The 10324-nt window shown below is 64.6% G+C and carries 12 protein-coding genes; 4 read left to right on the top strand and 8 right to left on the bottom strand.

Features of this window, described 5'->3' with window-relative positions; translation table 11 throughout:
- Nucleotides 1-110: 110 nt before the first annotated feature.
- Together V7E26_RS26995 and V7E26_RS26990 are read left to right on the top strand one after the other, a co-directional pair.
- Nucleotides 111-665, top strand: coding sequence for a F0F1 ATP synthase subunit B family protein (locus tag V7E26_RS26995; protein WP_324422233.1), 555 nt, complete (start codon nt 111-113; stop codon nt 663-665).
- Nucleotides 665-1150 (top strand): F0F1 ATP synthase subunit B family protein, encoded by a 486-nt coding sequence (locus V7E26_RS26990; protein WP_324422231.1) that lies wholly within the window; start codon nt 665-667, stop codon nt 1148-1150. The genes V7E26_RS26995 and V7E26_RS26990 overlap by 1 nt, the downstream gene beginning before the upstream one ends.
- A gap of 87 nt (nt 1151-1237) precedes the next feature.
- Here the strand turns inward: V7E26_RS26990 and V7E26_RS26985 are convergent, their stop codons facing one another.
- The 6 genes from V7E26_RS26985 to V7E26_RS26960 all read right to left on the bottom strand — a co-directional run bounded on the left by V7E26_RS26985 (nt 1238) and on the right by V7E26_RS26960 (nt 7145).
- Nucleotides 1238-1873 (bottom strand): hypothetical protein, encoded by a 636-nt coding sequence (locus tag V7E26_RS26985; RefSeq protein WP_324422229.1) that lies wholly within the window; start codon nt 1871-1873, stop codon nt 1238-1240.
- 104 nt (nt 1874-1977) lie between these two features.
- Nucleotides 1978-2565 (bottom strand): GNAT family N-acetyltransferase, encoded by a 588-nt coding sequence (locus tag V7E26_RS26980; protein WP_324422227.1) that lies wholly within the window; start codon nt 2563-2565, stop codon nt 1978-1980.
- Nucleotides 2566-2575: 10 nt separating this feature from the next.
- Entirely contained in the window at nt 2576-3865 is a 1290-nt protein-coding gene (locus tag V7E26_RS26975) for a M16 family metallopeptidase (protein ID WP_324422225.1), read from the bottom strand.
- On the bottom strand, nt 3862-5280 hold the full coding sequence (gene thrC / locus V7E26_RS26970) for a threonine synthase (protein ID WP_324422223.1): 1419 nt from the start codon (nt 5278-5280) through the stop codon (nt 3862-3864). Before thrC ends, V7E26_RS26975 begins: the two co-directional genes overlap by 4 nt.
- A 215-nt stretch (nt 5281-5495) precedes the next feature.
- Complete coding sequence (locus tag V7E26_RS26965; protein ID WP_324422235.1) at nt 5496-6767, bottom strand: lipoprotein-releasing ABC transporter permease subunit; 1272 nt, start codon at nt 6765-6767, stop codon at nt 5496-5498.
- A 165-nt stretch (nt 6768-6932) separates the two neighbouring features.
- Complete coding sequence (locus tag V7E26_RS26960; protein ID WP_324422221.1) at nt 6933-7145, bottom strand: hypothetical protein; 213 nt, start codon at nt 7143-7145, stop codon at nt 6933-6935.
- Nucleotides 7146-7313: 168 nt separating this feature from the next.
- On the opposite strand from V7E26_RS26960, the gene V7E26_RS26955 reads away from it, so the two are divergent.
- Complete coding sequence (locus V7E26_RS26955; RefSeq protein ID WP_324422219.1) at nt 7314-7559, top strand: hypothetical protein; 246 nt, start codon at nt 7314-7316, stop codon at nt 7557-7559.
- A gap of 128 nt (nt 7560-7687) precedes the next feature.
- On the opposite strand, the gene V7E26_RS26950 is transcribed toward V7E26_RS26955, so the two are convergent.
- Complete coding sequence (locus V7E26_RS26950; RefSeq protein ID WP_324422217.1) at nt 7688-8332, bottom strand: response regulator transcription factor; 645 nt, start codon at nt 8330-8332, stop codon at nt 7688-7690.
- Nucleotides 8333-8415: 83 nt separating this feature from the next.
- On the opposite strand from V7E26_RS26950, the gene V7E26_RS26945 reads away from it, so the two are divergent.
- On the top strand, nt 8416-9774 hold the full coding sequence (locus V7E26_RS26945; RefSeq protein ID WP_324422216.1) for a histidine kinase: 1359 nt from the start codon (nt 8416-8418) through the stop codon (nt 9772-9774).
- On the opposite strand, the gene V7E26_RS26940 is transcribed toward V7E26_RS26945, so the two are convergent.
- Nucleotides 9771-10235, bottom strand: a complete 465-nt coding sequence (locus tag V7E26_RS26940) for a nuclear transport factor 2 family protein (RefSeq protein ID WP_324422214.1) — start codon at nt 10233-10235, stop codon at nt 9771-9773. The genes V7E26_RS26945 and V7E26_RS26940 overlap by 4 nt on opposite strands.
- Between the last annotated feature and the right edge of the window lie 89 nt (nt 10236-10324).

Genomic DNA, 10324 nt, shown 5'->3' with positions numbered 1-10324 from the left:
TCGGCATTTTCTCGCTGCTGATCGCGCTGCTGCTGCTGTTCGTTCCGCTCTGAGCTGCACCCTCCCGCGCCGCCTCCGGGCGGCGCGCCTGACAGCAACAGGAGACCCCCGTGGCTGAAAAAGGTCATGGTACCGGCGCCCACACCGAGGCCGACGGCGGACACGGCGGAGGATTTCCTCCGTTCGAGTCGAGCACGTTTGCCTCGCAGCTGGTGTCGCTCGTTATCGCGTTCGTCGCGCTCTATGTGATCGTGTCCCGCTTTGCGCTGCCGCGCGTCGAAAGCGTGATCGACGCACGTCAGAACGCGATCGAGGGCGACCTCGCGGCGGCGCAGAAATTCAAGGACGATTCGGACGCAGCGCTGAAGGCGTATGAGACCGAACTCGCTTCCGCCCGCGCCCGCGCGCAGGCGATCGGCAACGAGACCCGCGAGAAGTCGAACGCGGCCGCGGAAGCCGAGCGCAAGACGCTGGAAGACCAGCTCACCGCCAAGCTCGCCGCCGCCGAGAAGCAGATCGCGGCGACGCGGCAAACCGCGATGAGCAACGTCCGCGGCATCGCGGCCGAAGCCGCCGGCGCGATCGTGCAGCGGCTTACCGGCGCGCTGCCCGATGCAAAGGCGGTCAGCAGTGCCGTCGATGCCTCGTTGAAGGGACAGGCCTGATGTTCACCCAACCGGAAACCTGGGTCGCGATCGCCTTCGTCATCCTGATGGTGCTGTTTGCCTATCTCGGCATCCACAAGACGGTGCTGACCGCACTCGACCATCGCAGCCAGCGTATCAAGGCCGAACTTGACGACGCCCGCCGTCTCAAGGACGAAGCCGCCAAGCTGCTCGCCGAGTATCAGGCCCGCCGCGCCACCGCGGAGCGCGAGGCCGAGGAAATCATCGCCAACGCCAGGTCCGAAGCCGAGCGCATCGCGACCGATGCCAAGGCCAAGATGGAAGATTTCGTCGCCCGCCGTACCAAGACCGCCGAGAGCAAGATCGCCCTCGCCGAAGCCCAGGCGCTGGCTGATGTCCGCGCCGCCGCCGCCAACGCTGCGGTCGAAGCCGCCTCGACGATCCTGTCGCAGTCGGTCAAGGGCTCGGTTGCCGACGACCTGCTCGCCAAGGGCATTGCCGAGGTTCGCGCCAAGCTGAACTGACAAGCTGAACTAATCGGCTTCAAACCAACAAAAAAAGCCGGCGCGAGATGATCGCGCCGGCTTTTTCATTGTCTGGCCTCGTCCCTGCTACCTCTTCTTTTTCGGCGCGGGGCGTTCGGGCTTCAGCGATTGCGGGTCGAAGCCGATATAGAAGATGTAGCTGTCGCCGACGGCGCCGGGAGGCGCGGGATAGGTGAGATCCTCGGCCACCAGCGTGAACGGCTCGCTGCCGCTCTCAGGCAAGGTAACCGTGGTCTGATAGGCCTTGGTGGCGATGGTCTTCTCGGACACGCCGCCCTGCACCACCGCGACGCGGATCGGGACCTGAACCGAGGACGGCGCGCCGGCGGGGCCTGCGATAACACGGCCCTGGATGCCGATCCGCGCGGTGATCACGCCGCCATTGACGCTGCACTCGCGGGCCATCTTGGAGATCGTCGCCTGGAAGCGCAGGTCGTTGCCGACCGGCTGCTTGCCGGGCGCCGCAACGGCATAGGTGGAGGCGCCCGCCCGCACCGTGACTGGCGGGCAGGTCAGGTCGCCGGTGTCCTGCGGGGTCGCTGCCGGCGCGTTGGCAGCCGGTTCCTCCTTCGACTTGCCGCCGAACAGGCTTTTGAAGCGGTCGGTCAACGATTGCGCCGAAGCGGGCGCCACGGACAGGCAGAGCAGACCACCCGCGACTGCCGCCGCGACCGTCACCCTGGCCAAACGATTCTCACCCATGCGGCGTCCCAAATCCCGTCGTCCCGCGTCATTGTTTCCGGCGGCGTTATAGCAGCCCAATGGCGGCGAACCCAAGGCACCCAAAAGGTGTAGGAATCGGGGTTTCAGCCGCGAAAATCCTCATGCAGCAGGCCGAACAGCAGGTGGTCCTGCCAGATGCCGTTGATGCAGAGATAGCGTCGCGCCAGTCCCTCGCGGGTGAAGCCGCATTTCTCCAGCACCCGGATCGAGGGCGCGTTGGTGGGAATGCAGGCCGCCTCGATACGGTGCAGGTTGAGTTCGCCGAACAGCGTCGGCAGCAGCACCCGCAGCGCCGCGGTCATGTAGCCGCGATGGGCATGGGGCTCGCCGACCCAGTAGCCGATGGTGCCGGCCTGGACGATACCGCGGCGGACGTTGGCCAGCGTGATGCCGCCGATCATGGCGCCGTCGACCTCGCGGAAGACGATGAACGGATAGGAGCGGTCGGCGGCGATATCCTCGGCGTAGCGGCGCAGCCTGCGACGGAAGCCGGCGCGGGTCAGGTCGTCGGACGGCCAGATCGGCTCCCACGGCGTGAGATAGGACCGGCTCTGCTCGCGCAACTGCGCCCATTGCGTGAAATCCGCCATCTGAGGCGCGCGCAGCAACAGGCCGTGGCCGCGCGGCATGAGCGCGGCGGCTCCGCTGGATGGCAAACGAAACAGGGCCATGCCCTCTACCTCAATGTAGCAGCGTCCTTGCCTTCGGCTGCGTCAATCCTTCCGCAAAAGCCACCGCCGTGTCCAGACCCCTGCCGCTGCCGAGCGCGACCACGGCCGGCCGGCTGCGGGACAGCAGCGCGCGCGCGGCGTTGCGGGTCGAATCGATGTTGACCGCGTCGATCCTGGTGACCAGCTCTTCCACCGTCAGCGGCCGTCCATAGGCCAAGATGTGCCGGGCCAGTTGTTCGGCCCGGGACGAACAGCTCTCCAGCGCCATCAACAGGCCGGCCTTCATCTGCGCCTTGGCGCGGGCGATCTCGGCCTCGGTCAGGGTTTCGACGGCGTCGTTGATGACATCGACGATCACCTCCATCATCTCGGGCGCATCGCCGGGATCGGTGCCGGTGTAGAGGCCGAAAAAGCCGGTGTCGCTATAGGGCGCGTGGAAAGTGTAGATCGAGTAGCACAGGCCGCGCTTCTCGCGCACTTCCTGGAACAGCCGGGACGACATGCCGCCGCCGAGCGTGTTGGTGAAGACCTGCAGCGAGAACAGCGAGAGATCGGTCTGCGGCACGCCTTCGAGCGCGAGCGTCAGATGCGCCTGTTCGAGGTCGCGGTGCACGACGCGCGAGCCGCCCTTGCCGAACATCGCGGCTTGCGGCTTCGGCGCGGGCGTCGGGTCGAAGCTTGAAAATTTCTGCGTCACTTCCTCGACCACGCGCTTGTGGTCGACCGCGCCGGCCGCCGCCACCACCATGTCGGGCCCGCGATAATGCGTCCCGAGATAGCCGCGCAGCATGTCGCGGTCGAACGCCTTCAGCGTGTTGGCGGTGCCGAGCAGCGAACGGCCCATCGGCTGGTCCGGAAAGCAGAGCTCGTTGAGGTGCTCGAACACGACGTCATCAGGCGTGTCCTGCGCCGCGCCGATTTCCTGCACGATGACGCTCTTCTCGCGCTCGAGCTCGTCGGGCACGAAGGACGGATTGGTCAGGATGTCGGAGAGCACGTCGAGCGCCAGCGGCACGTCGGCCTTCATCACCCGCGCATAATAGGCCGTGGTTTCGGTCGAGGTTCCGGCATTGAGATCGCCGCCGACCGCTTCGATCTCCTCGACGATCTCGCGCGAGGATCGTCGCGTCGTACCCTTGAAGGCCATGTGCTCCAGAAGGTGCGAGATGCCGTGCTCGTTCGGCTTCTCGTCACGGCCGCCGACGCCGGCCCAGACGCCGAGCGCGGCGGTTTCCAGATGCGGCATAGTGTCGGTGACGACGGTCAGGCCGGACGGCAGCTTGGTTACGTCAACGCTCATCCGGCAACTCCCTGCTTCGCGGCACGGCTTACCGTGCGCACGAAAAGCTCCACTTCGGCTGAATCGTTCTTCATTACCTTGATCTGTTCGGATTTGGTCATCAGGCCATCGAGCCACGCCGGCAGTTGCGGCCGCACCCCGCAGGCGGCTTCCACCGCATCGGGGAATTTGGCCGGATGCGCCGTCGACAGCACGATGTTGGGGATCTTCGAGTCCGAGGTGTCGCGATCGGCGACCGCCAGGGCCACCGCGGTATGGGGATCGACGAGGTCGCCGGCCTCGCGCCAGGCGGCGCGGATCGCCGCCGACGTCTCGGTCTCGTCGGCGCGGCCGGCGTCGAACTCCTCGCGGATCGCAGCCAGCATGGCATCCGGCAGCACGAAGCGTCCGGACTGTTTGAGCGAGGCCATCAGGCGGCGCACGCTCTCCGCGTCGCGGCGGCTCGCCTCGAACAGCAGCCGCTCGAAATTCGAGGATATCTGGATGTCCATCGATGGCGAAGCGGAGGCGTGCACCTCGCGCACCTCGTAGATGCCGGTCTTCAGCGTGCGCGGCAGGATGTCGTTGACGTTGGAGGCGATGCGCAGCCAGCGCACCGGAAGGCCCATCTTCTTCGCGACAAAGCCGGCGAAGATGTCGCCGAAATTGCCGGTCGGCACGGTGAAATCCACGGTGCGCGCGGGGGCGCCGAGCGCCACCGCCGAGGTGAAGTAGTACACGACTTGCGCCACGATCCGCGCCCAGTTGATCGAATTGACGCCCGACAACGAGACGTCATCGCGAAAGCGGTGGTTGTTGAACATCGCCTTCACGAGCGCCTGGCAATCGTCGAAGGTGCCTTCGATGGCGAGCGCATGCACGTTGGACGCGCCTGTTGTCGTCATCATCCGCCGCTGCACGTCGGAGATGCGCCCGTTTGGAAACAGCACGACGAGATCGACATTGTCGAGGCCGGCAAAGGCATCGACCGCGGCGCCGCCGGTATCGCCCGAGGTCGCGACCACGATGGTGGTGCGCTGGTTGCGCTTGGCCAGCACGTGATCCATCAGCCGCGAAATCAACTGCATCGCGACGTCCTTGAACGCCAGCGTCGGGCCGTGAAACAGCTCGAGCAGGAATTGATTGGGCCCGATCTGATCGAGCGGCACCACGGCCGGATGGCGGAATGTGGCATAGGCTTCATTGGCCATGCGGCCGAGATCGGCGTCGGAGATCTCACCCGCCGCGAACGGCTTGATCACGTCGACCGCGACCTCCCAGTAGGGCCGGCCGAAGAAGGAGGCGATGGTCTCGCGCGAAAGCTGCGGCCAGACCTCCGGCACGTAGAGGCCGCCGTCGCGGGCGAGCCCGGTCAGCATCACATCGCAAAAGCCCAGGACGGGAGCTTCCCCCCGCGTCGAAATATAGCGCGTCAAACCACCCTCCAAAGGCGCAAGCCATATGCCAAGCCTTTGATATTGATCGTGAATTAGATTTCGCCAAGCGCGAAGCGAAGGGCCACCATAAAGCGTTTTGCGGCGAAGGGGAAATGGCTCGTGGGCGAAAGGCCAACGCGCAGCTACCGCAAAATCCGGGATTCTACCGATACCGAGCGACATGCCCAGCGACGGCGGATGCACCATCGTGCTCCTCACCCGTATCGGAGGACATCGACCGGATCGAGCCGCGCGGCGCGCCAGGACGGATAGAGCGTTGCGAGGAATGACAGCGTCAACGCCATCGCCACGACGGCGGCGGTCTCGCCGAAATCGATCTCGGCCGGCAGCTTCGACAGGAAGTAGAGTTTCGGCGAAAATAGTTCGGTGTTGGTGATCCAGGACAGGAATTGCCTGATCGCCTCGATGTTCAGGCAGACCAGCATGCCGAGCAGCAGCCCCGCCATGGTCCCGAGCACCCCGATCGCGGCACCCGCGATCAGAAACACCCGCATGATCGCGCCGCGCGAGGCGCCGATCGTGCGCAGGATGGCGATGTCGCCGCCCTTGTCCTTCACCAGCATGATCAGGCCCGACACGATGTTCAGCGCGGCGACCAGCACGATCAGGGTCAGGATCAGGAACATGACGTTGCGCTCGACCTGGAGGGCCGCGAAGAAGGCCGAGGTCCGCCGCCGCCAGTCGACGAGGAACACCGGGCGTCCCGCGGCATCGGCCACCGTCCTTCGAAAGCCATCGACCTTGTCCGGGCTGACGGCGAGAAAGACCTCGATGGCGCTCACGTCATTGGCGCGGTTGAAATAGGCCTGTGCCTCTGCAAGCGGCAGGAAGACCATGACGGAATCATATTCCGACATGTCGATGCTGAACACCGCCGCGACCTTGAACGGCTTGATGCGGGCCGCCGCAGCCTTCGACCGCACGGCGCCGTCGGGCGCGACGAGCGTGATGTTGTCGCCGGCCCGCACCGACAATTGCTCGGCAAGCCGGCGGCCGATGGCGACGCCCTGCCCCTGATTGAAGGCATCGAGCGAGCCCTGCTGGATATTGCCTGTTATCGCGGCAAGCCTGGTGAGGTCCTCGGTGCGGATACCGCGTACCAGGACGCCGGTGGCATTCTGCGCCGAGGAAGCCAGCGCCGGACCATCCACCACCGGCGCGGCGAGCCGCACGTCCGGCACCCGGCTGATGCGCTCCGCGACGTCATCCCAGTCCGTCAACGGCGACTCCAGCGGTTGCACCAGAAGGTGACCGTTCAGGCCAACGATCTTGTCCACCAATTCCTTGCGGAAGCCGTTCATGACGGCCATCACGATGATCAGCGTCGCCACGCCGAGCATGATGCCGAGGAATGAAAACCCGGCGATGACGGAGATGAAGCCTTCCTTGCGGCGCGCCCGCAGGTACCGCGCAGACAGCAGCCATTCGAATGCCGCGAACGGCAGGGGACGCGCGGGCTTTTCCATCGCCCCTTGATAGCGCGTCATGCGGGCGATTTCGTGTGTCCGCCTCGAAGAACCCTTTCGTCCACCGCCGCCATATTCCCGCCACGCGGAAGCCGCGTGCATCGCAGGCGGACGCAAACGAAGCCGATAGCTCCAGTTTTTCCCGAACATGACGCCGGCGGCACACTACTCCTCGGCGAGCCCCTCGAGACTCTTGAGAAACTTGAGGCCCTCCACCGCCAGCAGCTCCGTGTCGGTCTCTCCCGCATCGCAGCGCTGCCGAATGAAGCGCAGAAGACTGGCGCGTCGCGCGTCGTTCTCGTCGATGCCGCTGTGAATGAGCAGGTAGACGCCCCAGGCGCGCGCGAACGCGGTTTCCACGATATCCGGGCCGTTCATCCAGCTCTCCCTAAATCATCAGGAATTCATATTGCATATTTTTCCCGATCATTACCATCCCAAGTCTCTGCCGGGATTGATCGACACCCCGCGGCGGAGGCCTGGAACAAAATCGATGACGGGAGCTTGTGTCAGACATCGCGATCCCGCGATTGGGAGGATCCCTGCATGAGACGTATCGTTCTGGTCGGCGCGGCAATGATTGCTTCGCTGGCAATGACCCTGTCCGCTTCCGCCAGGCTGGGCATCGCGCCCATGACCACGCAGGACGACACCGTGATCCAGGTCAGACACGGGCACGGGCATGGTCATCATGGCCATGGCCATCGTGGCCGGGGCCATCACTACGGATGGTACAGGGGCCGCGGGCATCACAAATGGCGTCACCATCGTCGTCACCACCACCGCTGGTAAGTGAGCTTTCGCTGCAGTTCGCTCTCGTCATCCCATTGCCCGGGCGACATGCGAACTGCAGCGGCGCGAACGGGTCGCGCCCACATTGGCGCGGCCGGTTCAGCTCTTCACCGACCGATCGACAGGGCTCAGCCCAATCCCATCTCGACGGCGATCCGGATCAGGTCCGAGTGATTCTTGGCGCCGAGCTTCTGCTTGAGCAGCGAGGTGGTATTGGCCACCGTCTTGTAGGAAATCTCCAGCGCGTCGGCGACCTCGACGATCTTGTCGCCGCGGCCGAGCAGCCGCAGAATTTCCAGCTCGCGCGCCGTCATCTGTGACGCCGGATTGGCCTTGATCGAAGCGCCCGAGAACGTCACCGCTTCAGCCAGTTGCGGCGAGATGAAATTGTCGCCCGCGGCCACCCTCCGCACGGCCTTGACCAGCATGCGCGGATCGTCGCCCTTCGAGACGTAGCCCTGCGCGCCCATCTCGATGGCGCGGACCACGAAGGCCGGATCGTCATTCATGCTGAACATGATGATCCGGGCGTCCGGGTCTTCCTTGCGGATGCGTCGCATCAGCTCGAATCCGGAAACGTCGGGAAGCTTGATATCGATGATCGTGACGTCGGGTTTCCTGGTCATGTAGGCGCGGTGGCCGGATTTGGCGTCGCTGGCCTCTTCGATCTTCACGGAATGATCTGATGCAAACAGCGATCGGCACCCCGAAAGCACCACCGGGTGGTCATCAACGATCAGTACCCTTGTTGCCGATCGGCTGGAATTCTGCATCATTTATCCCCTTCCGGAATAAATAATTGGTTGGCGATATTTGAAAAGCGAAATCTTGGGTTGCGGGAACTATAATAACCGAAATGTGGGACAGACTTTCTCTTCGAACGCGGCTGTTGCTGCCGCTCGGTCTGATGTTCGGGGCGGCGCTGATCGCGGGAGCCGCCTCGCTTCAGATCTTTGCGACGACGCAACTTGTAGAGGAAATCGAACCGGCCGCTCGCTCGGCCAGGGCAGTCGCGGCAGCGCTCAATGGTGCGCTTCGCGCCTCCTCCAATCCTCATGCCACTCTCGATGCCTTCGTGCAATCGCTCGGCGCCTCCGAGGCAATCCGGTTTCGCCGCCTCGGGACCGAGCTCGATGTTCATCCGCCCGAGGTGCAGACGCCGCTCGGCCGGGTGCCTCACTGGTTCGTCCGGCAGCTCGTCGTACCCGAATTCAGAGCCGATTTTCCCGTCATGATCGAGGGCAAGCAGGTCGGCGACATCGTGTTTGCGCCCGACATTTCCGCCGACCTCTACGAGAAATGGATCGGATTTCTGGCGATCGCCTGCTCCGGCATAGCCTTGATGCTGCTGACAGCGGCGATCGCCCACTTCGCCGCCCGCTCGGCATTGCGGCCACTGCAACATCTCGGTGACGGCCTGACCCGCATGCGGACGGGCAACTACCAGCAGTTCATTCCGTCCGCCGGCCCGCCGGAAATCCGCAAGAGTGCGCTGGAAGCCAACGAACTCGCCCGCACCCTGCATCACCTGAGCCAGGACAATCGCACCCTGTTGCGGCGAATCGTGTCGTTGCAGGACGACGAGCGGCATGACATGGCGCGCGAACTTCATGACGAGCTCGGGCCGTTGCTGTTCGGTATCCGGGCCGACACGGTCGCGCTTCTGGAATCGATTCCACCGGACGAAGCCGGGTTGAAGGGCGCAGCGGAAGGCATCTTGCGATCGGTGGAAACCCTGCAGCAGACGAACCGTCGCATCCTTGACCGGTTGCGGCCGCTCTACATCCAGGAGCTCGGCCTCGAGAAGAGCATCCAGACGCTTCTGCAGAACGCGAAGACGCAGGCGCCCGACCTGAAGGTGACCTCGCAGATCGACGCCAGGCTGAACGATGTCGAGGGCCTGTTGTTGCTGACGGTCTATCGCGTGATCCAGGAGGCCGTGACGAACGTGCTCCGCCACGCCAGGGCCAGCACGATGCATGTCGCGGCGGAGATCAGCGGCCGCGATGTGGTCGTGGAAATATCCGATGACGGCATCGGCTTCCCGACGGATCGCCGGTTCGGGAGGGGACTGACCGGCATGCTGGAGCGCGTGCGTGCGTTGAGCGGGACGCTCGATCTGCTGCGGGAGGCGGGACGCACCTCGGTTCGCTGCCGGCTCCCGGCGGGCGATCTTGCCGCGCAGCCGCCCGCAACGAGCAGTGACGAAAGCTAGCCGGCGTAGTCCTGCAAGCCGGCACGCGGCGACCGCTCGACCATCGGCAAGCAATCGGTCGTCTGAATTTTTCCGTCGCGCGTGAAGCTGAAGGCGATGCGTACCGGCTTGCCTTCGTGGCTCAGATAATCGAGCACGACGCCGGCGGACGTCGGCAGGATTTCCTCCAGCCCGAAGGCGGTGGGAGCCCGCGTATCGAGACGCGACTTCCAGTAGGATTCAAGGCCCGCGCGACCCTCGCCGACCTCGGCCTCACCGCACTGGCATCTCAGCGTCGCGTTGTCGGCATAGAGGTCGAGCAGTGTCGCGAGATCGCGATTGCGGCAGGCGTCCAGCCAATCGACCACCAATGCGACCGGATCGAAATCGCCCGCGAGGTTCGCGATCCCGTCCATGCCGTCATACGGCGTGGCGGGCGACGAGGCGGTGGAGGCAGTGTGGCGGTCGTCGGGAATGGGCACTGAACGGCCTTTTGTCGGAACTCGGCTCAAGAGCTTAGCCCGACTTCGCGGATTCGCGCCCGAAAACGCGAATTTTGAGATTTTTTGTT

This window comes from Bradyrhizobium sp. (assembly GCF_036735945.1).
Lineage (GTDB): Bacteria > Pseudomonadota > Alphaproteobacteria > Rhizobiales > Xanthobacteraceae > Bradyrhizobium.
Note: the sequence above shows the minus strand (reverse complement) of the source record. Positions and strands in the feature narration are given on the sequence as shown.